General features: G+C 61.6%; 22 protein-coding genes. 4 read left to right on the top strand and 18 right to left on the bottom strand.

Translation table 11 applies throughout. The features are described from left to right. The first annotated feature begins 137 nt into the window (after nt 1-137). From PQQ52_RS23375 to waaA, 4 genes are all read left to right on the top strand, one after another. Nucleotides 138-1,532 (top strand): phosphomannomutase/phosphoglucomutase, encoded by a 1,395-nt coding sequence (locus PQQ52_RS23375; RefSeq protein WP_408216474.1) that lies wholly within the window; start codon nt 138-140, stop codon nt 1,530-1,532. Between the two features lie 244 nt (nt 1,533-1,776). Continuing rightward, complete coding sequence (gene waaC, locus PQQ52_RS23380) at nt 1,777-2,778, top strand: lipopolysaccharide heptosyltransferase I (RefSeq protein ID WP_408216477.1); 1,002 nt, start codon at nt 1,777-1,779, stop codon at nt 2,776-2,778. Between the two features lie 53 nt (nt 2,779-2,831). Next, nucleotides 2,832-3,716, top strand: a complete 885-nt coding sequence (kdoO, locus tag PQQ52_RS23385; RefSeq protein WP_408216479.1) for a Kdo hydroxylase KdoO — start codon at nt 2,832-2,834, stop codon at nt 3,714-3,716. A gap of 130 nt (nt 3,717-3,846) precedes the next feature. Continuing rightward, complete coding sequence (gene waaA / locus PQQ52_RS23390) at nt 3,847-5,163, top strand: lipid IV(A) 3-deoxy-D-manno-octulosonic acid transferase (protein WP_408216481.1); 1,317 nt, start codon at nt 3,847-3,849, stop codon at nt 5,161-5,163. Nucleotides 5,164-5,214: 51 nt separating this feature from the next. Here waaA and ureG read toward each other — a convergent pair whose 3' ends face one another. The 18 genes from ureG to PQQ52_RS23480 all read right to left on the bottom strand — a co-directional run bounded on the left by ureG (nt 5,215) and on the right by PQQ52_RS23480 (nt 25,149). Beyond that, a complete protein-coding gene (ureG, locus tag PQQ52_RS23395; RefSeq protein ID WP_408216484.1) occupies nt 5,215-5,868 on the bottom strand; it encodes an urease accessory protein UreG in 654 nt (217 codons plus the stop codon). 11 nt (nt 5,869-5,879) lie between these two features. After that, complete coding sequence (locus tag PQQ52_RS23400) at nt 5,880-6,560, bottom strand: urease accessory protein UreF (RefSeq protein WP_408216599.1); 681 nt, start codon at nt 6,558-6,560, stop codon at nt 5,880-5,882. Next, a complete protein-coding gene (ureE, locus tag PQQ52_RS23405) occupies nt 6,547-7,155 on the bottom strand; it encodes an urease accessory protein UreE (protein WP_408216487.1) in 609 nt (202 codons plus the stop codon). Before ureE ends, PQQ52_RS23400 begins: the two co-directional genes overlap by 14 nt. 3 nt (nt 7,156-7,158) lie before the next feature. After that, nucleotides 7,159-8,865: an urease subunit alpha gene (gene ureC / locus PQQ52_RS23410; protein ID WP_408216490.1), complete on the bottom strand. Its 1,707-nt coding sequence runs from the start codon at nt 8,863-8,865 to the stop codon at nt 7,159-7,161. Between the two features lie 54 nt (nt 8,866-8,919). Continuing rightward, on the bottom strand, nt 8,920-9,225 hold the full coding sequence (locus tag PQQ52_RS23415; RefSeq protein ID WP_408216493.1) for an urease subunit beta: 306 nt from the start codon (nt 9,223-9,225) through the stop codon (nt 8,920-8,922). An 8-nt stretch (nt 9,226-9,233) separates the two neighbouring features. Beyond that, on the bottom strand, nt 9,234-9,536 hold the full coding sequence (gene ureA, locus PQQ52_RS23420) for an urease subunit gamma (protein ID WP_074286085.1): 303 nt from the start codon (nt 9,534-9,536) through the stop codon (nt 9,234-9,236). 171 nt (nt 9,537-9,707) lie between these two features. Further along, on the bottom strand, nt 9,708-10,511 hold the full coding sequence (locus PQQ52_RS23425; protein WP_408216496.1) for a transporter substrate-binding domain-containing protein: 804 nt from the start codon (nt 10,509-10,511) through the stop codon (nt 9,708-9,710). Nucleotides 10,512-11,067: 556 nt separating this feature from the next. Beyond that, entirely contained in the window at nt 11,068-11,949 is an 882-nt protein-coding gene (locus PQQ52_RS23430) for an urease accessory protein UreD (protein WP_408216499.1), read from the bottom strand. A 191-nt stretch (nt 11,950-12,140) separates the two neighbouring features. Then, the gene (urtE, locus tag PQQ52_RS23435) at nt 12,141-12,833 is read right to left on the bottom strand and encodes an urea ABC transporter ATP-binding subunit UrtE (protein ID WP_408216502.1); all 693 of its coding nucleotides are present in this window, start codon (nt 12,831-12,833) and stop codon (nt 12,141-12,143) included. A gap of 883 nt (nt 12,834-13,716) precedes the next feature. Next, nucleotides 13,717-14,580 carry an urea ABC transporter ATP-binding protein UrtD gene (gene urtD, locus PQQ52_RS23440; RefSeq protein WP_408216504.1) on the bottom strand — a complete coding sequence of 288 codons (864 nt, stop codon included), beginning with the start codon at nt 14,578-14,580 and terminating at the stop codon, nt 13,717-13,719. Beyond that, nucleotides 14,577-15,761, bottom strand: a complete 1,185-nt coding sequence (urtC, locus tag PQQ52_RS23445; protein WP_408216507.1) for an urea ABC transporter permease subunit UrtC — start codon at nt 15,759-15,761, stop codon at nt 14,577-14,579. Before urtC ends, urtD begins: the two co-directional genes overlap by 4 nt. Nucleotides 15,762-15,763: 2 nt before the next feature. Next, entirely contained in the window at nt 15,764-17,389 is a 1,626-nt protein-coding gene (gene urtB, locus PQQ52_RS23450) for an urea ABC transporter permease subunit UrtB (RefSeq protein ID WP_408216601.1), read from the bottom strand. A gap of 252 nt (nt 17,390-17,641) precedes the next feature. Further along, nucleotides 17,642-18,940: an urea ABC transporter substrate-binding protein gene (urtA, locus tag PQQ52_RS23455; RefSeq protein ID WP_408216510.1), complete on the bottom strand. Its 1,299-nt coding sequence runs from the start codon at nt 18,938-18,940 to the stop codon at nt 17,642-17,644. A 410-nt stretch (nt 18,941-19,350) separates the two neighbouring features. Further along, nucleotides 19,351-20,868, bottom strand: a complete 1,518-nt coding sequence (locus PQQ52_RS23460; RefSeq protein ID WP_408216513.1) for a DUF3443 domain-containing protein — start codon at nt 20,866-20,868, stop codon at nt 19,351-19,353. Nucleotides 20,869-20,897: 29 nt separating this feature from the next. Then, nucleotides 20,898-21,344 (bottom strand): DUF2844 domain-containing protein, encoded by a 447-nt coding sequence (locus PQQ52_RS23465; RefSeq protein ID WP_408216516.1) that lies wholly within the window; start codon nt 21,342-21,344, stop codon nt 20,898-20,900. Nucleotides 21,345-21,485: 141 nt separating this feature from the next. Further along, complete coding sequence (locus PQQ52_RS23470) at nt 21,486-22,829, bottom strand: DUF3443 domain-containing protein (RefSeq protein WP_408216519.1); 1,344 nt, start codon at nt 22,827-22,829, stop codon at nt 21,486-21,488. A gap of 30 nt (nt 22,830-22,859) precedes the next feature. Beyond that, nucleotides 22,860-23,333 carry a DUF2844 domain-containing protein gene (locus tag PQQ52_RS23475; RefSeq protein ID WP_408216522.1) on the bottom strand — a complete coding sequence of 158 codons (474 nt, stop codon included), beginning with the start codon at nt 23,331-23,333 and terminating at the stop codon, nt 22,860-22,862. A 127-nt stretch (nt 23,334-23,460) separates the two neighbouring features. Next, nucleotides 23,461-25,149, bottom strand: a complete 1,689-nt coding sequence (locus PQQ52_RS23480) for a TolC family outer membrane protein (RefSeq protein WP_408216525.1) — start codon at nt 25,147-25,149, stop codon at nt 23,461-23,463.

Here is a 25,149-nt window from a genome sequence, read left to right on the forward strand (position 1 = left end):
GCATGTCCGGAAGGCGCAATTATAAGTTGGAACCGGATCGCTTCCGGCAAGGGCGCGTCGCTCGGGTTTCAGATAGTTTTACCGATCCCTCGGCAATGCGCCGGTCAAAATTTTCCATTGCACGCAAGTGAGCCAACATGATCTCCAAATCTATTTTCAAGGCGTATGACATTCGCGGCGTCATCGGCAAGACGCTCGACGCCGACGCAGCACGTTCGATCGGCCGCGCATTCGGCAGCGAAGTGCGGGCGCAAGGCGGCGACGCCGTGGTGGTCGCGCGTGACGGCCGCCTGTCGGGTCCCGAGCTGATCCAGGCGCTGTCGGACGGTCTGCGTGCGGCTGGCGTCGACGTGGTGAACGTCGGCATGGTGCCGACTCCGGTCGGCTACTTCGCGGCCAGCGTGCCGTTGAAGCTCGACGGCGGCGAACGCCGCGTCGATTCGTGCATCGTCGTGACGGGTAGCCACAATCCGCCTGACTACAACGGCTTCAAGATGGTCCTGCGCGGCGCGGCCATTTACGGCGAGACGATCCTCGCGCTGCATCAGCGCATCGTCGACGAAAATTTCTCTGAAGGTAGCGGCACGTACACTGAGTACGATATTGCCGATGCGTATCTGGATCGCATCACCAGCGACATCAAGATCTCACGCCCGATCAAGATCGTGGTCGACACCGGCAATGGTGTGGCTGGCGGCCTCGCGCCGAAGCTCTTCAAGAAGCTCGGCTGCGAACTGGTCGAACTGTTCACGGAGATCGACGGCAACTTCCCGAATCATCACCCGGACCCGGCTCATCCCGAGAATCTGCAGGACGTGATTCGTGCGCTGAAGGAAACCGACGCTGAAATCGGTTTCGCGTTCGACGGCGACGGCGACCGTCTCGGCGTCGTTACCAAAGACGGCCAGATCATTTATCCGGACCGCCAGTTGATGCTGTTCGCCGAAGAAGTGCTGTCGCGCAACAAGGGCGCGCAGATCATTTACGATGTGAAGTGCACGCGCAATCTGGCCAAGTGGGTCAAGGACAAGGGCGGCGTGCCGCTGATGTGGAAGACCGGCCACTCGCTGGTCAAGGCGAAGCTGCGCGAAACCGGCGCGCCGCTGGCAGGCGAAATGAGCGGCCATGTGTTCTTCAAGGACCGCTGGTACGGTTTCGACGACGGCCTGTACACGGGCGCGCGTCTGCTGGAAATCCTCACACGCGTGGCGGATCCGAGCAAGCTGCTGAACTCGCTGCCGAACTCGAATTCCACGCCGGAACTGCAACTGAAGCTCGAAGAAGGCGAAAACTTCGAACTGATCGCGCGTTTGCAGCAAAACGCGAAGTTCACGGGCGCGGACGAGGTCGTGAAGATCGATGGCCTGCGTGTCGAGTACCCGGACGGCTTCGGCCTTGCGCGCTCGTCGAATACGACGCCGGTGGTGGTGATGCGTTTCGAGGCCGATAGCGACGAGGCGCTCAAGCGCATCCAGGAAGACTTCCGCCGCGTGATCATGGCGGAGAAGCCGGACGCGAAGCTGCCGTTCTAAAAGCTTGAGCGGCGCCGTGGTTCGTCATGAACCGCGGCTGCCGTCGAACGCGGCGCGGGTTTCACTGACCGCGCCGCGTTTTTTCATGCTACTTAGCTGTGGCGCGATAGAATTGCCGTCCTCGTGAGAAAACGCAGGGCCGCCCCAAGTTTTCTCACCCCCCCTCGGGGGGCCTGGCGCGAATGCGACAGGTTTGGGGGCTCTCTCAACGCATCTTCGGGCCGGATAGCCGGTTTTTCCACACTTGAGCGTGCAAAAGATACTGATCGTGAGGGTGTCGTCTTTGGGCGACGTCGTTCACAACATGCCGGTGATCGCCGACATCCGACGCCGCCATCCCGATGCCCAGATCGACTGGCTCGTCGAGGAAAGCTTCGTGGGGCTCGTGGAGCTCGTCAGCGGCGTGCGGCGGGCGATTCCCGTGTCGCTGCGGCGTTGGCGCAAGCGTCTCTTTTCGGTCGATAACTGGCGCGAGATCGGCGCGTTTCGCCGCGCGCTCGCCGCCGAGAACTACGACCTTGTGATCGACTGCCAGGGGCTCATCAAGACCGCGTGGGTCGCCAGCATGGCGCGCGGACCGGTGGTCGGCCTCGCCAACCGTACCGACGGCGCGGGCTTCGAATGGCCGGTGCGCTTCTTCTACGACAAGCGGGTGCCGATCGAACCGCGTACCCATGTGGTCGAGCGCACGCGCCAACTGGTGGCCGCGGCGCTGGACGACCCGCAGCCCCAACCCACCGATGAAATCGACTTCGGCCTCGACACCGGGCGCGCGGCGCTGGCTTTGTCGGAGGCGAATCTGAACCTGCCGGTGCCTTACGTGGTGTTCGTGCACGCCACCTCACGCGCCGACAAGCAGTGGCCCGATACCGCGTGGATCGAACTCGGTCAGTCACTGGTGCGGCGCGGTGCCTCGATCGTGCTGCCGTGGGGTAGCGAGGAAGAGCGCGTCACCAGCGAACGTCTGGCGAAGGAATTCGGCGCTGCGGCCATCGTGCCGCCCAAGCTGTCGTTGCCGGCGGTGGTCGGCCTGATCGAAGGCGCCGTCGCGACAGTCGGTGTTGACACAGGTCTAGTTCACATTGCCGCGGCGCTGAAGCGGCCGACAGTCGAGTTGTACAATTTCGCCACCGCGTGGCGTACCGGCGGCTACTGGTCGCCGAACGTCGTCAATCTCGGCACGGCCGGCAAGCCGCCCACGCTGCAGGAAGTCAAGTCCGCACTGGCCGGTTTCGGCCTGCTGTAATGGTGTGACGCGGCGCGCTTCGCCTTACGCTCCATCCGTTTTCAAGGGCGACCATGAACGAAACCCAGATCATCGAAGTAGCGAACGCTGACTGGCACGGACTCAATCTGTCCGTGCCGCGCGAGATGCTGCTGGCCGGCGTCGAACGCGGCAAAGTACTGTATTTCCCAAATCTGCGCTTTGCGATCGAAGGCGGCGAACAGGCTTTACTCGATCCCGCACTGGCCGATCCGAACCGCAAGAACATCAGTCTTGAGCCGAACGGTGGCGCCTTGCATGGCGTGGCGGGCGACGCGGTCACGCAATCGGCGGTGCGCGCGTTGATCGCGCGTTATCAGGCCAATGCGCGCACGCTGGTCGATGGACTCTTTCCCGAATACAACGGCAAGCTGCGCGTTGCGCCGACGAGCCTGCGGCTGCATCAGGTGGAAGGGCGCGAAACGTCGTGGCGTAAAGACGATAGCCGTCTGCATGTCGATGCATTTCCATCGCGGCCGAATTACGGCGAGCGCATTTTGCGTGTGTTCACCAACGTCAATCTGCACGGGGCGCCGCGCGTGTGGCGCGTCGGCGAACCGTTCGAGGATATGGCTAAGCGCTTCCTGCCGCGCATCAAACCGCAGATGCCAGGCTCGGCGTGGCTGCTGAACCTGCTGCACGTCACCAAATCGCCGCGCAGCGAGTACGACCATCTGATGCTGAATCTGCACGACGGCATGAAGGCCGATCTCGAGTATCAGAAGTCGAGCCCGCAGGAGACCATGCCGTTTCCGCCGGGCAGCGTGTGGGTGTGTTTCTCCGACCAGACTTCGCATGCGGTCATGTCCGGCCAGTTCATGCTGGAGCAGACCTTCTTCCTGCCGGTCAAGGCGATGGCGCAGCCGGACTGCGCACCGCTCGGTATTCTCGAGCGCCTGAAGGGCAGGGCGCTGGTTTGAGCGCCGCTGTCTCCGCCCCTGTCTCCTCTGCGCGTGTGGCCCCCTTTGCATTGAAACTCGAGCTGACATTCGCGCTGACATTCGAGACGGCACGTGCGTCGAAATCCGCGCCAATCAATGCGGAGTCCCGATGCTGAGGGCGATTTATAACGCGCTCTGGTGGATCGTCGCACCGCTTGCCGTGCTGCGTTTGCTGATCCGTTCGCGCAAGGAGCGTGGTTATCGCGAGCATATCGCCGAGCGTTTCGGTTACTCGCGCGGCCGGTTGCCGGAAGACAATGCGCCGTTGATCTGGGTGCATGCGGTGTCGGTGGGCGAGACGCGTGCTGCGCAACCGCTGATCGAAGCGCTGATCAAGGCGCGTCCCGACGCGCGAATTCTTTTGACGCATATGACGCCGAGTGGCCGCGCCACCGGCGAGCAGATTTTCGGCGACCGTGTCTTGCGCAGCTATCTGCCGTACGACATGCCGCATGCCGTGCGGCGGTTTTTGCGGACGTGGCGGCCGTCGCTCGGTCTGGTGATGGAAACCGAAGTGTGGCCGACGCTGATCGACGAATGCCGTCGCGCGGATGTGCCGCTGGTGCTGACCAATGCGCGGATGTCGGCGCGTTCGTACAAGCGCGCGGCGAAGTTCGGCAATGCGACCAGGGACGTGTTCGGCGGCTTCGCGCGGGTGCTGGCGCAGAGTCCGTCGGATGCTGAGCGGCTTACTGCGCTCGGTGCGCGTAACGCCGCGGTGCTCGGCAATCTGAAGTTCGACATGAGTACGCCGCCGGAACTGGCGGCGCGGGGTCATGCATGGCGTGCGGCGATCGGCACGCGGCCTGTGTGGGTCGCGGCGAGTACGCGCGAAGGCGAAGAGGAGCGGGTGCTGCAGGCATTCGCGGCGTTGGGCATCGACGATGCTTTGCTGATCCTGGTGCCGCGTCATCCGCAACGGTTTAACGAAGTGGCAGCGTTGGTTGAGAAGGCGGGTTTGCGTCTTGAGCGGCGTTCGGCTTGGGCGCCCGCGGCGACCGTGGCATCGGGCGCTGCTTCAACGGCAGGGGGGGGTGTACCCGCTCTGTCTTCAGACGTGAACGTGCTGCTTGGCGATTCGATGGGCGAGTTGGGTGCTTACTATGCCGCTTCGGATCTGGCGTTTATCGGCGGCAGTTTGCTGCCGCTGGGCGGGCAGAATCTGATTGAGGCATGCGCAGTTGGGGTGCCGGTGCTAATCGGGCCGCACGTGTTCAACTTCACCCAGGCGACGGCGGACGCGGTCGCGGCGGGTGCTGCGGTGCAGGTGCAAGATCCGGCCGATCTGGCACGGGCGCTTCGCGAGCTCTTCGGCGACAAGTCGCGACGGCTGGCGATGAGCGGCGCGGCCTCGGCGTTCGCCGCGCGCCATCGCGGCGCGACGGCACGGACTGTCGACGTGTTGATGGCGTTGTTGCCGGAGTGAGGGGCAGCGAAAGCGCCCCGACTTTAAACCTCCGGTGCGCGCCCCTTGCGCTTAAACCTTCAACAACCCCTTCTTCTCGATAAACTTCACCACCACATCCAGTCCGTCGAGCGCCTTCAGATTGCACATCACGAAGGGCCGCTCGCCGCGCATCTTCTTCGCGTCCGACGCCATGACCTCCAGATTCGCGCCGACCATTGGTGCGAGGTCGGTCTTGTTGATGATCAGCAGATCTGACTTTGTGATGCCGGGGCCGCCTTTGCGCGGAATCTTCTCACCGCCTGCCACGTCGATCACGTAAATCGTCAGGTCCGACAGTTCCGGGCTGAAAGTCGCCGCGAGATTGTCACCGCCCGATTCGATGAACACGATGTCCGCATCGGGAAAACGCGTCAGCATGCGGTCGACGGCTTCGAGGTTGATCGACGCGTCTTCGCGAATCGCCGTGTGCGGGCAGCCGCCCGTTTCCACACCCATGATCCGTTCGGCCGGCAACGCGCCCGCCACGGTCAGCAGACGCTGGTCTTCCTTCGTGTAGATGTCGTTGGTGATCGCGATGAGGTCGTACTGCTCGCGCATTGCCTTGCAGAGCATTTCGAGCAACGTGGTCTTGCCCGAGCCGACCGGGCCACCGACGCCCACGCGCAGCGGCGGCAGTTTCTTCGTGCGGACAGGCGAGTGAGCGGGGTGATGAGGTGCGTTCATGATGGTTTTCTTTATGAGCGAAAGAGCCGCGAATACTGCGACTCGTGACGCGCCGACAGAATGCCTAATTGTGGCGCGAAGGTGTTGATGTCTTCGGGTGAAGTGGCCAAGGCTCGCGTGACGGCGGCGTCAATCGGCTCCCGCAAGGCGACGATGATGCGTTGTCCGGCGAGTTGGCCGAGCGGCACGGCCTTCAATGCGGCGGCGGCCTGGTTTTCCACCCAGCTAAAGGCATAAGCGGCGAGCGCGGCGTCGGGCGCTGCATCGTGGGCGTACGCGGCGAAGGCGAAAGCCGTGGGTTGGGCCAAGGGTTTGAGCGATGCCAGCGTCACACGTCGTTCTGCGTCGCCCCATTCCAGCGAGACGCACAACTGTCGCAGCGACCAGCCCATCTGTTCCGTTTCGCGTCTCAGTTCAGCAGATTCGCGGCTTGCCAGGAATTCGCTGTTCGCTTCCTTTAAGCCGTCTGCGTCGTGTGCACGCCAGCGTTCCATTTGATGCGCGAGAAACGGTAGTTCGCCACGCGCGAGTACATCGGTTAAACCGCTCGCGATCCAATCGCGTGCGGAATCGGCGTCGGTGATGAGTTGCGCTTCGATTGCGGCTTCGAGACCCTGCGAGTAGCTGAACGCGCCGATCGGTAGTGCCGGTGACGCAAGATGCAGCAGCGCCGTGAGTTCAGCGATGCGCATGGTGGTGATGATGTCCGTGGCCGCACGATTCGTCGTGGACGTGATCGTCGTCGTTGTGATCGTGCGAATGCTCGTGGCCATGATGCTCGCCGAACACCTGCTGCGCGAGCGCGTAGTCTTCCGCGAAGGTCTCGTCGTGACCATGCTTGTGACCGCCGCCGTACGCGCCGGATTCCGGCTGGAACGGCATCGACACCTGATCCACGCTGACGCCGATGCGCTTCAACATATCGGCCAGCACCGGGTCGTATTCGAGTTTCAGATAATCCGCGCCGACTTCGACCGGCGTGTGGCGATTGCCGAGGTGATACGCGGCACGTGTCAGCGTCAACGCGTCTTTCGCGCGGACAACCAGCACCGCTTCGGGAGCGGCGACCACGCGCACCAGACCACCATCGTCGGCGACCAGCACATCGCCGTCACGCAACACGGTGCCGCGCGGCAGCAGCAGCGCGACTTCTTCGCCGTTATCGAGCGTTGCCGCGAGACGGCTCTTGCGACGGTCGTCGAAAGCCAGCGTCAAGGTCGGCGCGCGCTTCACCAGCACGGGCGCGAGCTTTAGATGCGGTGCAATCAGTTTGTCGATAGTGCGCATGGCTTAGAACAGAAAGTAGCGTTGCGCCATTGGCAGCACGGTGGCCGGTTCGCAGGTCAGCAATTGACCGTCGGCGATCACCTGATAGGTTTCCGGGTCGACGCTGATGACCGGGCGCCACGCGTTGTGAATCATGTTTGCCTTCGTGATATTGCGGCAGTTCTTCACGGCAACGATACGCTTGTTCAGGCCGTAGCGTTCGCCGACGCCCGCATCCGCCGCCATCTGCGAAACGAAGGTCAGGGAAGTGCGCCCCAGTGCACCGCCACGCGTTGCGAACATCTCGCGATAGTGAACGGGTTGAGGCGTGGGAATCGACGCGTTCGGGTCGCCCATCTGCGCCATCGCGATCATGCCGCCCTTCAGAATCAACGACGGTTTGATGCCGAAAAACGCGGGCTCCCAGAACACCAGGTCGGCCCACTTGCCAGGTTCGATCGAACCGACTTCATGCGAGATGCCGTGCGTGATGGCCGGATTGATCGTGTACTTGGCGATGTAACGCTTCGCGCGGAAATTGTCGTGCCGCGCGTTGTCTTCAGGCAGCGCGCCGCGTTGCACTTTCATCTTGTGCGCCGTCTGCCACGTACGGATGATCACTTCGCCCACGCGTCCCATCGCCTGCGAATCCGACGACAGCATCGACAACGCGCCGAGGTCGTGCAGGATGTCTTCGGCAGCAATCGTCTCGCGACGGATACGTGACTCGGCAAACGCGATATCTTCCGCAATCGACGGGTCCAGGTGGTGACACACCATCAACATGTCGAGATGTTCTTCGAGCGTATTGACGGTATACGGGCGCGTCGGATTGGTGGAGGAGGGCAATACGTTCGCTTCGCCGCACACCTTGATGATGTCCGGAGCGTGGCCGCCGCCGGCACCTTCCGTGTGATACGTGTGGATTGTGCGGCCCTTGAACGCGGCTACCGTCGCTTCGACAAAACCGGCCTCGTTCAAGGTATCCGTGTGAATCGCGACCTGCGTGTCGGTGTCGTCGGCGACGGAGAGGCAATTGTCGATCGCAGCCGGCGTCGTGCCCCAGTCTTCGTGCAGCTTCAGGCCGATCGCACCCGCGGCAATCTGCTCAAGCGCCGGTTGCGGCAGGCTCACGTTGCCCTTGCCGAGAAAGCCGAGATTCATCGGATAACCATCGGCCGCTTGCAGCATGCGTTCGAGATGCCACGGGCCCGGCGTGCAAGTCGTCGCGTTTGTGCCCGTTGCCGGACCTGTGCCGCCGCCGAGCATCGTCGTCACGCCGCTCGCGAGCGCTTCTTCGATCTGCTGCGGGCTGATGAAGTGAATGTGCGTATCGATGCCGCCCGCCGTCACGATCAGCCCTTCGCCGGCGATCACTTCGGTGGATGCGCCGATCGCGATCGTCACGTTCGGCTGGATGTCGGGATTGCCCGCTTTGCCGATCGCGGCGATGCGGCCGTTCTTGATGCCGATGTCGGCCTTGACGATGCCCCAGTGATCGAGAATCAGCGCGTTCGTCACGACGGTATCGACCACGTCGGCATGCACGCGTTGCGACTGGCCCATGCCGTCGCGAATCACTTTGCCGCCGCCGAATTTCACTTCTTCGCCGTAGGTTGTGAAGTCGCGCTCGACTTCGATCAGCAGCTCGGTATCGGCGAGGCGCACGCGGTCGCCGGTCGTGGGGCCGAACATCTCCGCGTACGCGCGGCGGCCAATGCGTAATGTCATGGTGTGGGTCCGGAAATGAGCAGGGTGGTCAGAGCACAGGCGCTCGAAGGGGCGTCAGAGCTTGCCCATCACCTTGCCGTTGAAGCCGTAGACGATGCGGTCACCCGCCAGTTCGACCAGTTCGACGGTGCGTTCCTGGCCGGGCTCGAAGCGCACCGCGGTTCCCGCTGCAATGTTCAGCCGGAAGCCGCGTGCCGCTTCGCGATCGAAGGAGAGCGCCTCGTTCACTTCGTAGAAGTGATAGTGCGAGCCGATCTGTACCGGACGGTCGCCGGTATTCGACACGACCACCGTGACAGTGGCGCGGCCCGCGTTGAGTTCGTGCTCGCCGTCGTCGATGAGGAGTTCGCCGGGAATCATGGGCCGCCTTACGGGATCGGGTGGTGAACGGTGACGAGCTTGGTGCCGTCGGGGAACGTGGCTTCGACCTGGATGTCGGGGATCATTTCCGGCACGCCTTCCATCACATCGGCGCGCGTGAGGAGCGTGGTGCCGTAGTGCATGACCTCGGCGACGGTTTTACCGTCACGGGCCGCTTCCATCAACGCGGCGCTGATAAAAGCGATCGCTTCCGGGTAATTCAGTTTGAGGCCGCGGGCGCGGCGCCGTTCTGCGAGCAGCGCGGCGGTGAAGATCAGCAGCTTGTCCTTCTCGCGAGGTGTCAGCTTCATCGGATGTCAGGTTGGGTTACGCCTGTCCCAGCGAGGACAGGCGTCGGATGCGATCGGGGTCGCGCTTCGTTGTGCGCTCTTGCGGCCGCTCGAAATGCGACGCGAAACAAACCGCGACAAGCTTACTGCCAGATCAGCTTACAAAGATATCGAGCTGAATTAACGACCCGCTTACAGATTGGCCGGCAAGGGCGCGCCGAACCACTTCTTCGACATCGTGTTGAGCGTGCCGTCCGCCTTCGCTTGGGCGATGGCGGCATTGACCTTCGCCTGGAGCCGGCTTTCATTCTTGTTCATGCCGACGAAACATGGTGAATCCTTTATAACGAACTTAGGCTCCGGACGACGCGGTGGATTCTTCGCATTGATTGCTGCGGCGACGATATTGCCGGCGGCGATCAACTGCACCTGACCTGAGAGAAACGCGGCGATGGTCGCGTTGTTATCCTCGAAGCGTTTGATGGTGGCATTCGGCGCCATTTGCGTGAGACCGATTTCTTCGAGCGCGCCGCGCGTGGCGCCGACCGTCTTGCCGGTGAGATCGGCCGGGCTGGTGACCTTGATGTCGGCGGGACCGAACACGCCCTGGTAGTACGGCGCATAGGCCGTCGAAAAATCGATGACCTTGTCGCGCTCGGGCGTTTTGCCGAGCGACGAGATCACCAGATCGACCTTACCCGTTTGCAGATACGGAATGCGGTTTGCGCTATTGACCGGCACGAGTTCAAGCTTCACGTTCATCGACTTCGCGAGCATCGCGGCGGTATCGATGTCATAGCCTTGCGGCTTCATATCGGCGCCGACCGAACCGAACGGCGGATAGTCCTCGGGAACCGCGACTTTGAGCACACCGGCTTTGGCGATGTTGTCGAGCGTATCCGCGTGAGCGGCGGGCGCATGGATTGCGAGGACGGGCGAGAGCAGCAGTGCAGCGAGCCAGGCGCGACGCGCGGGGCGAAGGGTCGATCGGATCATGTTGTGTGAGCGGTGGTGGCGAGAAGCGGTCGGCTGCGGTCAGGACGCGGCAGCATCGTGGGAGATTCGATGCAAAGTGTGTGCCATGGCGGTGCAGCATGGCGGGGCGGACCAACAGGGGATGCCGTGCACCAAATCAATGCGTCGACGCGGCCCAAATTGGTGCAATCACCGTCTTACGAAGGTGAAAGGCAGCCAAAGCCATCACAAAGCAGCATATAAAACACTCGAGAATGACGTGCCACCACGGCGCGCGCAGCGCCGCCGGAAGCATGACGCCCTTGTCACTGACGCGGAGTGTGCGAGAGCACCGATTCCAGATGCACCACTACCGCAACTGCGCGAGGGACCCGCTTAAGAATTAGCGGTGTGAAGCCGCTTTCTTTGCTTATCTTTCTTTGCGGCGGCAAAGAAAGTAAGTGCCGCCCCGCACAGGGGCAAACGCTAATAGACCACTAAGAAAGCAAGGAAAGGCCAAAGCCCAAAGAACCCAGACAAGAAAAGCCCAAAGAACCCAGATCAAGCAAAGTCCAACCCCGCAGACGCCCATCCAGGACTACGTCGCCCAAATCCGCAAAGGCACGGCCTCAACCCCATGCACAATGGGCCGCAATTGAAGCCAACACTGAGTCAAAGCACGCTGCAGCGTTTCCATCGACCGCGAAACCGCCCGCACGAGCAGAACACCTTCAGTGACACAGGAAGCCGCCGCCCGAATCGAATCGTCAAACGGCAACTGGGCAGTGAGCGTTTCAGCGAGCGCATCATCGCAGGCCGCCCCTACAGCCCACAGCGTCCCATACGCAGGAAACCCGGCAAGCCCTTGCGCGGCATCCCGCAATGAATCTTCCGCGGTGAGGCTCGCCCGCTCGAGCCACAGCGCCTCGCCATTCGCCCCAACGATCCGCGACACAGCCCGCAACTGCCCGTTCGACCATCGCTCACCTGCTGCTTGCCGCCCAAGCTGAGTCGCATCCCACCCAATTGCGGTAGCGCCTTCGCCAAGCGTCAGCGAAAAATCCAGCATCGCGTTGGCGTGATCGAAAACGATATTGTTCTGCGGCAGCCAGTCGAGCTTCGCCTGCGGACCGACGCGCACCGCAATATTCTGTCGTGCCGCACGGCCATTGGACTTGTACCACTTGGTTGCGCCGGGCGTGGTGATAACGGCATGCGCACTGTCGCCGACATCCACGTCGATATCGAGTTGATCGCCGCCCGCGATCCCGCCCGGCGGATGCACGATCACTGCGTGGCAGATCGCGTGGCCTTCCGGATAGAGCGGCCGTTGCACGCGCAACGGACCATCATGCAGCCGATGCTTGAGCGTCGCCCGTTCGCCGTCTTTGACGAAGCCGAGTTCGAGGCGCGCGCGCCATTGCGAGTGCGCAGTGGGTTGCGCGGTGGCGAGTGCAGCGTGGTTTTCGTGAAGCGACATGCGAGCGGACTTGCGAATGAATGAGCGGCTGGGCGCGGTATTGGGCACAGTAACGGACGCGGCAGCAGACGCGTCAATGTGCAGGGTGCCCGCACGCGTTAGGCAACGACGAGCCGCGTTGCCACAGGATGCGGCGAGAATAGCACGCGGCGCCGCTTGTGCTGTTTGTACTGCTAGTACTGCTGTGCCGGTCAGACGGCGATCAATGCACGCACGCCATCCGTATCCATGTTGGCGCCTTCACCGCCCGCGACGATTTCACCGCGGCTCATCACCCAATACCGATCGGCGATCTCTTTGGCGAAGTCGTAATACTGTTCGACGAGCAGCACGGTCATACCCATTTCTTCGACCAGCTGACGCAGCGTGCGGCCGATGTCCTGAATGATCGAGGGTTGGATACCTTCGGTGGGTTCATCGAGGATGAGCAATTGCGGATCGCTCATTAGCGCGCGGCCGATCGCGAGCTGTTGTTGCTGACCGCCGGAGAGATCGCCGCCGCGGCGGCTGCGCATGTCCTTCAGGACTGGGAACAGTTCGTAGATGCGGTCCGGGATCTTCTTCGGGGATTTTTTGCTGGCCGCGCCGACCAGGAGGTTTTCTTCGACGGTTAGGCGGGGGAAGATGTCACGGCCTTGCGGAACGTAGGCGAGGCCTTTCTCCACGCGCGAGTAGGTCGGCAGTTTGGTGATCGGTGTGCCGCGCCAGGCAATCGAACCGCTCTTGGTCTGGACGACACCCATCAGGCATCTAAGCAGCGTTGTCTTGCCCACGCCATTGCGGCCTAACAGGACGGTTAGCTTGCCGTCAGGTACGGTGAGTTTCACATCTCTGAGGATGTGGCTACCGCCGTAGTACTGGTTCAGGTTTTCAACTTCTAGCATTTGGGTGTTCCTTTGAAGCTGTGGTTTTTTGCCTGCTCGGCGTTTGTTCGTCTGTGTGCTTGCGGGGTTGGACTTTGCTTGATCTGGGTTCTTTGGGCTTTTCTTGTCTGGGTTCTTTGGGCTTTGGCCTTTCCTTGCTTTCTTAGTGGTCTATTAGCGTTTGCCCCTGTGCGGGGCGGCACTTACTTTCTTTGCCGCCGCAAAGAAAGATAAGCAAAGAAAGCGGCTTCACACCGCTAATTCTTAAGCGGGTCCCTCGCGCAGTTGCGGTAGTGGTGCATCTGGAATCGGTGCTCTCGCACACTCCGCGTCAGTGACAAGGGCGTCATACTTCCGGCGGCGCTGCGCGCGCCGAAGCGCGCTTCTTAAAACCGATTGCGGTGTTTTCGCACTCGCCCTCCATTCGGCGCTTCGCCGAGGCGAAGCCGATGGCTCCCACCACGCCGAAACGAAGCCCTTGGTTTCCCAGGCAACGCCGCCGTCGCCGAGGCGAAGCCGATGAGCCCCCAACACCCCCAACCGAAGCCCCGGGTTTCCCATGCGAACCCCTCCGCGACGCACGCAGTGCGGAGTGGGAGCTGATGATCCCTTTGTCGCTCACGCCGAATGTGCGAGAGCACGGATTCCAGATGCACCACAATCCCCTCCAAGCCAGGGGACCCGCTTATGAGCTAGCGGTGTGAAGCCGCTTTCTTTGCTTATCTTTCTTTGCGGCGGCAAAGAAAGTAAGTGCCGCCCCGCACAGGGGCAAACGCTAATAAACCACTAAGAAAGCAAGGAAAGGCCAAAGAAGCCAGACCGACGAAAGACCAAAGACGCCAGTTCAAGGAAAGCCCAAAGAACCCAGATCAAGAAAAGGCCAACGGCAAAAAAAACAAAAAAATCACCTCCCAAGATAAGACTCAATCACCGTCTCATCCCTCTTCACCTCATCAAGCGTGCCGTGCGCAAGAACGCGCCCTTCTGCCATCACCGTGACCTTCCCCTTCTCACCCGACAACGCCGCGACAAACTCCATATCATGTTCAACCACCATCATCGAACACGTCCCACGCAGGTGATTCAGCAACTCAGCCAACTGCATGGTCTCGTCATCGGTCATGCCTGCCGCAGGCTCGTCGAGCAACAGAAGCGCCGGTTGCTGCATCAGCAACATCCCGATCTCGAGCCGCTGTTTCTGTCCATGTGACAACTCACCAGCAAGCCGCCGAGCCTCACTTTCAAGACCAATCAAAGCCAACGTCTCTTCAATCCGCGCTTGCGCTTCACGATCGAGTCGCGCGCGCAAAGAAGCCCACCATCCCTTGTCAGCCTTCATCGCCAACTCAAGGTTCTCCCACACAGGATGTTGCTCAAAAACGGTCGGTTTCTGAAACTTCCGCCCAATACCCGCACGCGCAATAGACGGCTCATTCATCCGCGTCAGATCAATCGACTGCCCAAGAAAAACCTTCCCGGAATCCGGTTCAGTCTTCCCGGTAATGACATCCATCATCGTCGTCTTGCCGGCGCCATTCGGACCGATGATGCACCGCAATTCGCCCGCGTTGATCGACAAGGTCAACGCATTCAGCGCGCGAAATCCATCGAAACTCACGGTCACGTCTTCAAGGTACAGAATCGTCCCGTGCGAAATATCGATCTCGCCCGGCACCACCACGTGCCCCATGCTCGCGACGCCGCTCAACGACCGTTCAGCAGGCTCTTCAGGCAATGCAAGATCAGGAACCATCGGGTTTTCGTTCATGAGCGGTTCCTCTTGCGCGTGACCATGTCGATCAGCCCCATGATGCCGTTCGGCAGCAACAGCGGGACCAGCACGAAAATCAGACCAAGAAAGAACAGCCAGTATTCAGGGAAATTCGCCGTAAAAAAGCTCTTTGCGCCATTCACCGCGAATGCGCCGATGATCGGTCCGATCAAGGTGCCGCGCCCACCCACCGCAACCCAGATCGCCATCTCGATCGAGTTGCCTGGCGACATCTCGCCCGGGTTGATGATGCCGACCTGCGGCACATACAACGCCCCAGCAATCCCGCACAAAATCGCGGATACGGTCCACACGAACAGCTTGTACGCGAGCGGGCTGTAACCGAGGAACATCAGACGCGTTTCGCCGTCGCGCACCGCCGTGACCACGCGGCCGAGCTTCGACGTGACGATTGCCCGCGCGCCGATGAAGGCCAGAATCAACACGGCAAACGTGATCAGCAGAAGGACAGTGCGCGTGCCCGGATGCGTGATCGGAAAGCCGCCGATGCGCTTGAAATCGGTGAAGCCGTTATTGCCGCCGAAACCCGTTTCATTGCGATAGAACAGCAGCATGGCGGCAAACGTCATCGCCTGCGTGATGATCGATAGATACACGCCCTTCACCCGCGAGCGGAACGTGAAGAAGCCGAACACCCACGCGACCACGGCGGGCACCAGCACTACCAGCAGCAGCGCATAACCGAGATGCTGTGTGCCTTGCCAGTACCAGGGCAGTTGGTGCCAGTCGAGAAACACCATGAAGTCGGGTAGGTCGCTGCCGTATTTGCCTTCATGGCCGATCGAGCGCATGAGGTACATGCCGATCGCGTAGCCACCCAATGCAAAGAACAGCGCGTGTCCCAGGCTCAGAATGCCGCAATAGCCCCACACGAGATCGAGTGCCAGCGCGGCAATCGCGTAGCACATGAACTTGCCGGTGATCGTCATCGCATACGCGGACAGATGGAACGCGCTCGTCTCCGGGACCACCAGGGTGGCGAATGGCACGCCGAGACCGAACACGATGATCAGTGCGATCAGCGCAAGCCATGCGCGGCGCGACAGCAATGCGGGACGCGGCGGCAAGCCAAGCGCGAAGCCGGACTGCGCTTCGCGTCCGGCAGCAGCGCTACTGCTTGCTGCGCCGACGTGAGCCGATGAAGTTGCAGATGTCATGTTCATGCCTCCGCGCTACGGCCCTTGAGGGCGAACATGCCCTGCGGACGCTTCTGGATGAACAACACGATCAGCACGAGCACGGCGATCTTTGCTAGCACCGCGCCCCAGAATGGCTCGATCGCCTTGCTGACGAGCCCGAGACCGAAGCCGCCGATCACCGTGCCGGCGAGTTGGCCGACGCCACCGAGCACAACCGCCATGAATGAATCGATGATGTAGCTCTGGCCGAGGTCCGGACCCACATTGCCGATCTGCGACAGCGCGCAGCCACCCAGGCCGGCAATGCCCGCGCCGAATGCGAACGCATACGAATCGACGCGCGCGGTCTTCACACCGACGCACGCCGCCATGCGCCGGTTTTGCGTGACGGCTCGCACGAACAGGCCCAGGCGTGTTTTAGTCAGGACGGCCCACGCAATCCCGACGACGATCAGCGAAAACGCCAGAATCGCCAGCCGGTTGTACGGCAGGATCAGATTCGGCAGGACGGTCACGCCGCCGCTCATCCATGCAGGGTTGATCACCTGCACATTCTGCGCACCGAACAGCATGCGCGTCGCCTGAATCAGGATCAGGCTGACGCCGAAGGTGGTCAGCAGGGTTTCGAGCGGCCGACCGTACAAATGCTTCAACACGAGACGTTCGAGCACGATGCCGACCAGTCCGGCTGCGGCGAATGACGCCGGTACCGCGAGCAGCGGATACCAGTCGAACGCACCCGGCGCAAAACGCTGGAACAGGTTCTGCACCACGTAAGTGGCGTAGGCGCCAATCATCAGGAACTCGCCGTGCGCCATATTGATGACGCCGATCAACCCGTACGTGATCGCGAGACCGAGCGCGGCGAGCAGTAGCACGCTGCCGAGCGACAAGCCCGCGAACAGCGTGCCGGCGATCTGACTGCGGCGCTGGATCGAATCGAGTTCGTCGATGCCCTTTTGTGCGGCGGCGCGCACGCGGTCATCGGCTTCGTTGAAGGTGCCGTCCGGCTTCTTCGCGACGAGCGGACGCAGCAGTTCGTTCATGTCGAGATCGTGGCGCGCGGCGACCAGTTGCACGGCTTCGAGGCGTTTGGCCGGGTCGGCGTCGTGCAACGCGGTCATGGCCCACAGCGTGTCGAGGCGCTTCTTCAGCGCCGGGTCGGTTTCCTTCGCGCGAGCCGCATCGACAAGCGGTTTGATCGACGGATCGGGGTTTTGCAGCAGTGCGGTGATGGCGGCGTCGCGTGTGGCGGCGTCGGGCGAATCGAGTTGCAGGCCCGAGAGCGCGCCAGCCACTTTCGAGCGGAGCAGGTTGTTCAGGGTGACCGGTTGGGCGTCGCCCGCAGCGACCGTTTTGCCGGTGACGGCATCGCGAGCCGTGTCGCCGTCTTGCAGCAGCACGGCGCCTGAATCGGTGGCGAGCGCGCTGTCTTCGGAAAGCGCTTTGAGGACGGCGAGCGACTCTTTGTCGTGGTTTGCAATCAGCTTGTCGACGGCCGCGGTTTTTGCATCGAAGTCGTCGCCTGCGAGCGGCGCGACATCGGCCGGAGTGAGCGCAAGGGCGGTAAGCGGTGCGCTAACGATAAGCGCGAGCGCGAGACCGCTGATGCTGCGTCGTGCGAATTTCGGAAATGAAAACGCCATGATGGCCTTTGAAGAAAAACCGGCGAGGCGGCGCGGCATCGTGCGAAAGAGCCGCTGCCGCACCGTCGAATTGCTGCGCGTGGATGTCACGCCGTGGGTCGGTCGCCGGCGATCTGTTGCCGTGAGCCCAGATAACGCCAGACCCCAAGTCGAGATTCACGGTCCAACTGCACGACGCGGCTGGACCCTCCACCGAGAGATCATGTCGGATCGTGGCGGCGGCTAACCACGCTGTCGCTGCGATCCGTTCTGTCAGGCAACCCGCGAACGCTTCAGGAATGCCGGAATCGAACTGACCACATCCGGCTTGCTCGAATTGCCGGCGATGAACGGGCTCCACGGCTGCGCGCGGATCGCGGTCTTGGTCCGCCACACCACGTTGAACTGACCGTCGGCACGCACTTCGCCGATCATCACCGGTTTGTGCAGATGGTGATTGCCGTCCATTTCGAGCGTGAAGCCCGACGGTGCCGCAAACGTCTGACCGACCATCGCCACACGCACTTTGTCCACGTCCGTGCTCTTCGCTTTCTCGACGGCCTGCTTCCACATATGGATGCCGACGAAAGTCGCTTCCATCGGGTCATTGGTCACACGCTTGGTGCCGCCCGGCAGGTTGTTGTCCTTGACCCATGCGGCCCATTGCTTCTTGAACTTCTCGTTGGCCGGGTTGCGCAACGACATGAAGTAGTTCCATGCCGCGAGATTGCCGACTAATGGCTTTGTATCGATGCCGCGCAGTTCTTCTTCGCCGACCGAGAACGCGACGACCGGCACGTCGGACGCCTTCAGCCCCTGGTTGCCCAGTTCCTTGTAGAACGGCACGTTCGAGTCGCCGTTGACGGTCGAGATCACCGCGGTCTTGCCACCCTGCGAGAAGGTCTTGATGTTCGCGACGATGGTCTGATAGTCGCTGTGGCCGAACGGTGTGTAGACCTCCTGGATATCGGCTTCCTGCACGCCTTTCGACTTGAGGAACGAACGCAGAATCTTGTTGGTCGTGCGGGGATACACATAGTCGGTACCCAGCAGGAAGAAGCGCTTGGCGCCGCCGCCTTCCGTGCTTATCAGGTATTCGGTTGCCGGAATCGCCTGCTGATTCGGCGCTGCGCCCGTGTAGAACACGTTGCGCGACATTTCTTCGCCTTCGTACTGCACCGGGTAGAACAGCAGGCCGTTCAGTTCTTCGAACACCGGCAGCACCGACTTGCGCGACACCGAAGTCCAGCAGCCGAATACGACGGCGCACTTTTCCTGCGTGATCAGCTGGCGCGCTTTTTCGGCGAACAATGGCCAGTTCGACGCCGGATCCACGACGACAGGTTGCAGTTGGCGGCCCATGACGCCGCCGTTTTTGTTGATGTCCGCAATGGTCATCAGCGCGGTGTCTTTGAGCGATGTCTCCGAGATCGCCATCGTGCCAGACAGGGAATGTAGAACGCCTACCTTGATGGGACCGCTGCCCGACTGAGCATTCGCAAATGGGATCTTGCTGGCCAGCGCCAGTGCGCCCGACATCGAACCAAATTTCAACAGACTGCGACGTTTCATGTGCATCCCCTTGCCATTGATGGTGAGTGTTTATGGGCGTCGATTTCAGCCAGCAGGGCTTATCCTGCATGACTTGCCGCTTGTGTACTGCAAGGCACATGCCATGTGGCAATTTCGACTTGAAGTCTGCCCATCGCGTGCTACGACGCGGTGATGCGCCACACAAGTTATGCGTAACGCGGCTCAGAATTGGTGCAGGAGCAGGACGTGCGCCTCGTTCAGGTGCGTGTCGCGCCGCAACGAAGCGTGTCGATCGGCCAACGGGCAGCGACGGTGCATGACCGCCGCGCCTTTGTGCATGCGCCGTGCTCTGGCTACGCTGAAAGACCAACGACGCGGTGGAAGAAAAAAGGTCGGCTCCCTGACGGAGCCGACCTTTTTGTTTATCGCATGGATGTTGCTCTCGAAGATCAGAAAGCGATGAACGGTCCCGCCTGTTTGCCGATCGTCACGTTGTTGAGCGCCGTGTAGACGTTGCGGCCAAAGAAGAATGGCAACCCCCAGAGGAACATTCCCGCCGATGGCGAGCCCAGGCTGTCATAGGCCGCGTACTGACTCGCCAGCAGGCTCCAGCCGTTGGCCAGTGAGAATGGCACGGTGATCGGCATGGCAGCCTTGTCGAGACCCGTCAGGATGGCGGACAGGCCGAGCGTGGTTGACGGCGTATACCAGTCGCCCGAATAGGGAACCGTGTAATCCGCAAAGATGTTCGCATTGGAGCCGCTGTCGATGGCGCTCGAATAAGAGCGGCTCTTGTATGTGGTCTGGAAAAAACCATTCTGATCGAGCGCCAGGATATTCGGGTTCGACGGCATCGCGTTGTTCGACTGGGTGCCAATGCCAAATACCAGTTCACCCGTGGCACTCAACTGACCGCCCGCGGGCAACGCAGGCAGGCGAATGATCGTGCCGTTGTTGTCGGAGGTGAAGTTAGCCACCGGATTCATGACCTGTGTGTCGAGCGGTACGCGCGTGTTCGTACACGACGTCGCGGACGTGCAGTAATAGTAGGCGGCCGGTAAGACGGTTTGTGCCGCGGCCGGATAGTCTCGTTGTGCCGGGCCGATGCCGAGCACGCCGTTGGCGCCGAGCGCGGATACAGTGCCGAGGTTGTTGACACCGCGCGAAACGCAATCCGTCGGCGTGGCATACGTACCGTCGGCGATCACTTGCACAGGCAGATTGCCTGCCGTTTTGCCGCCGATCGTCACGTCGGCCCGCTTGATCGGCCCCCACGTGTATCCCGAGCCGAACACGGCGCATTCGGCAATCGGCGCGTTGCCGGTCGGATCATTGGTGGCCCCCGATTGTGCAGGCAGGCGGCCGGCGAGTGCCGGGCCCAGTGCGCTTGCCAGTACCCGCACACCGACCGAACCTGTATCCAGTTGCATGTGGTCGATGGTTGCGCATTGCGTGCTGCCCTGTACGCCAGGGATGCAAAGCGTGACGCTCACGTACGGCATGTTGGCGTAATTCCCGGTCCAACGTTCGACGGTGATCGGGACGGTGTTGACGTCGGGGACCGGGGTTGGGGTGGGCGTCGGAGTAGGACTCGGCGTAGGCGTAGGCGTGGGCGTGGGAGTCGGAGTCGGTGTGGGCGTGGGCGTGGGCGTGGGCGTGGGCGTCGGACTCGGAGTGGGTGTGGGACTCGGAGTGGGAGTAGGCACCGGGCTCGGAGTAGGCGTCGGCGTGGGAGTCGGAGCCGGCGCTGGTGTGGGGCTCGGTGCCGGACTCGGAGCAGGAGTCGGACCCGGAGCAGGCGAGGGCGTCGGGGCAGGACTCGGCGTAGGCGTAACCGGCGCCGGGTTGTCGTTGTTCTTTGTCGCGTTCGGGTCGCCGTTGTTGTCGCCGCCACCGCCGCCGCAGCCCGATAGCGCCACGCTGGCCGTCAGAAGCGCGAAGCAAAGCGTCTTGTTAAAAGTTTTCATGTTTGTATTCCGTGCATCGATGCGCCGCTTCACTGCAGTTCGTCCATGCGAACGTTGGCGGGGACGAGGCGTGGCAAATACGCTTTGCCAAAAAAGTGCCCAGGTCGGCCCGCTGATTCAACGTGAAAGCCGCCGTTGTGTTCGATCAACGGACCGGTGCCGCGCGCATGTGCCTGACCCGCCGAGGCGAAGTTGGGGAGGTAGCTGCCGAGTAGCACGCTCATATCCGGGCGCACGGGTCCCTGCCATGTGACAGCAAACACGACATTGGTTGGCAGCACGTATTCGCGGACCGAGACACCGTCGGCATCGCGCGATTCACGCACGGTATAAGCCGCAGAAGGGGAGGAATTAGGGGTGGCTGAGCGGAGCAACGTTTGCGGGGCCGAGCCCGTACCCGGTGCACCGCCCAACGCCGCATACGACGCGAGCGGCAATAGTGTCGCAGCAGCCAGCGCGATCTTTACAAATCTCATCACATTGCTCCAAAAATAGGTCGGAGCATGTTGCCTGCGGGCTATTAAAGAGAGTGGGGGAAAATTCCCAATGCAAAGTCAGAAACGACGACGGGAGGTGACGCTTCGCGGCGCCGCCTCCCGTGTCACATCTGAAAATCGTTAGAACGCGACGAACGGTCCAGTACGAGTGCCGATCTTGTTGGTCCCGATTACCGTGTACACGCTGCGGCCGTAGAAAAACGGGAGACCCCAGAGGAACATGCGGTTGTATGAGAGCTTCCACCCCACGTTGTTGTACGCAGCGTTGCCACTTGAAATCAGGTTGATGGCGTTATTGAGCGGGAAAGTCAACTTGTAAGGCGTACCGGAGCCGTTCGTTGCTTCCATCGTTGCTTCCAGGTTGAGCGTGCTCGTTGGTGTGTACCAGCCCGAGGTTGTGGGTATCGAGTTATCGGGGAAAGCGTATCCATTGGTGCCGCTGTCGATGGCACTCATGTTGAACACAGTCCCCTGATACTGGGTCGTAATGCTGCCGTACTGATCCACCGCAAAGTAGTTGGCATTGGCTGGCAGCACGTTATTCGGCTGTGTGCCGACACCGAATATCAACTGACCGGCGACGCCGGGCTCTCCGCTCGCGGACACCGCCGGCAGGCGGATGACCGTCCCGTTGTAATCGGCGTCGAATGCGGCGACAGGGTTCATCACTTCCTTGGCGGCCGTCATGCGCGTGCTGATGCATGAATTCTGCGACGGGCAGTAGTAATAGAGACCTGGCAGCGCGTTGTCGAGAGCGTCTTTGGAGTCAGACGTGAAGTTCGAAATCCCCAAGATACCGTTGGCGCCTAGACTTTGCGCGGTGCTGAGGTCGGCGCCGCCGTGCGCAACGCAATCCGACGGCGTATTGAACGCGCTATCGCCGATCACCTGGATCGGGATGTTGCTTGCCGTTCTGCTGCCGATTGTGATGTCGGCGCGCTTGACCGAGCCCCATGTGAAACCGGAGGCGAACGGCATGCATTCGGCGATCGGATAAGCGCCGCCTATGTAGCTGCCACCGGGTTTGTCGTCGACTGCGCCTACTTGCGTGAGCAACTGGGCATTCAACGCCTGAATCGCGCCGGCGGTGATACGTACGCCCGTTGACCCGGTATCGACCAGCATACGATCGACAGTCACGCACTGGCTCGCGCCCTGCGGCGTGCCCGGGACGCACACCTTGATCGAGGCGGACAGCATGTTGACGCCGCCCATTGAGTTGTCAACGCGAATCGGTACCGTATTGTTCTTGTCGGTTTTGATGTTGCTCGTGTTGCTCGTGTTGCCGGTGTTGCCTGCGTTACCCGTATTGCCTGAGCCGCCGGGTGTGTTGATCCAGTCGGGCGTAGCGTTCCAGCCGAGGGCGCTGCCTTGACCATTTCCTTCGCCGCTGCCACCGCACGCGGCAAGGACGACGCTTGCCCCTGCCATGATGACCCACAGCCTCTTCTTAAAAGTTTTCATATTTTGATTTTTCCGTACTCGACGTAGGTCTCACTGGAGGTCGCCCGGGTGTACGTTGGCAGGCATCAGGCGGGGCAGATAGGCTGCGCCCGTGAAGCGCCCCAAGCGGCCAGCCGATTCGATGCGAAAGTCGTCACTGCCCTCGACAAGCGGCCCAGTGCCGCGCGCGCGGCTTTCGCCGGCGCTGACGTAGGTGGGGAAATAGCTGCCGAGAAGCGCGGTCATGTCTGGGCGGATCGGACCATTCCATGTGACAGCGAACACGACGTTGCTGGGCAGCACGTATTCACGGATCGTGACGCCGTTGGCGTCGCGCGACTCGCGCATGGTGTAGGGCACCGCGGCTGCCGTTTTAGCCGCGACTGTTCCGATGGAGGACTGGGGCGTGGCGCGCAGCGTTGTCGGCGAGGAAGATGTGCCAGCACCCGGCGCACCGCCCAGCATTGCGTGTGATACGAGCGGAAACAGTGTTGCGGCCAGCATCGCGATCCTCAGAAGTCTCATCACTCGCTCCGAAAAAATAATCGGAGCATGGTGCCTGTGAGGTGTTTAGGAAACCATAAGAAACTTCCGAGATGATGACGAGAAGTGTCTCAACGAAAGAATCGCGTCAATTTCGTCTTAAATCATCCTAACTTATTAGGCAGAACAAGGCTTTGGATAAGACAAGGCTACTGACAACGACGGACGATCGCGATGACCCCCTACGCTGAATGCAAGGGCGGAAACCCTGAACTGTAGAAAAAGTGAACGGGAATACTATGGCTATTGCTGGGCCTGACCCCGCCGCATTCGGCATAGCCCGCCGCCCAACCTTCCCCGCAGCGCCTTTCGCGGCGACACCCGGATGCGGGACTGTGGGTACCTGCGGAAGCGCGGTCAACGAACCATCGTCGACCGGCGACAGCAGCGCGCTCAACTGCAGCACGTCTTGATCAGTGAGATTGGCCGTCGACGCCTTCAGCTTGAGGCTGTTGATCAGCGTGTCATAACGCGCCTTCGCCAGATCGCGACGCGCCGAAAACAGTTGATCTTGCGCATTGAGCACGTCGATATTGATCCGCACGCCGACCTGATAACCGAGCAGATTTGATTCAAGCGAGGTGTTCGCCGATCGCTCGGCCGTCTGCAGTGCGCGGACCTGTGCGAGTCCGCTCACCACGCCGAGAAACGCCTGCCGCGCCGATAGCGCCGCGTTGCGCCGGGCGGTATCGAGATCGGCGGCCGCCTGGTCTTCGAGTGCGAGCGTTTGACGTACACGGCTTTGCGTCGCGCCGCCCGCAAAGATTGGAATCGTGACCTGCACGCCGATCGTGCTGTTCGTGTACGACGACCCCAGGTTGCCCAGTTCGGCGGCGAGCGCCGGTGTGCCGGGCGCAGGTGTGTTCGCGCCGCTGCCGAAGCCGCCACCGAAATTGCCGCCAAAATTACCCGCGCCGGCCGCACCAAGACTGCTGCGCGAGCGGCTCGCCACCAGGTCGACGGTAGGCAGATGGCCGGCCTTCGCCTTCGAGGTCTCGCGTTGCGCGCTATCCAGTGCGATCTGCTTCAGCACGACCTGGTAGCTGCCATCGGTGGCCGCATCGACCCACAGATTGATGTCGGCGGGCACGGGTGGTGGCAGCGGTGCGCCGGCGGAGAGTCCATCCACCTGCTCGACGGAGTGCCCGACAATCTGCTGCAACGCCGCCAGTTTCACGGCGAGATCGTTCTGCGCGGCAATTTCCTGCGAGATCGCCTGATCGTATTTAGCCTGGGCTTCGTTGGTATCGGTAATCGTCGTGTTGCCGACTTCGAATGAACGTTTGGCCGATTCGAGTTGCTGCGCGATCGACGCTTTCTGCGAGCGCACAATCGCGAGGCTGTCCTGTGAGGAGAGTGCGTCGAAGTAAGCCTGGCCAAGCCGTACGATCAGGTCCTGACGGGCCTGCGCAAACGACGCCTGCGCCGAATCCACCGCGAGCTTGCCCTGCGCATAGCCGTACCAGCTATCGACGTGAATCAGCGGCTGCGTGAGCGAAATCGTGTAGCCGTTGCTGTTGCCGTAGGACGCAGGAAAGCCGCCGCCGAAATCGGTGCTCTGGCGATTTGCGGTAAGGGATGCGGAGACTTGCGGCAGCAGTTTGGCGCGGGCCAGCGGCAACTCTTCGCTATTGGCGGCGAGCGCTGCGCGCGCGCTTTGCAACTGCGCGTCGTTCGAGAGTGCTTCGTCGTAAAGCTGGGAGAGGCCGACGGCGTGCGCCGTGAGCGGAAACAACGCGAGAACGGCGCAATGAAGCGCCAGAGCGGCCGCGAGTACCGGCACTCGCTCACGAATCAT

It is taken from the genome of Paraburkholderia sediminicola, from assembly GCF_046030555.1.
Lineage (GTDB): Bacteria > Pseudomonadota > Gammaproteobacteria > Burkholderiales > Burkholderiaceae > Paraburkholderia > Paraburkholderia sediminicola_E.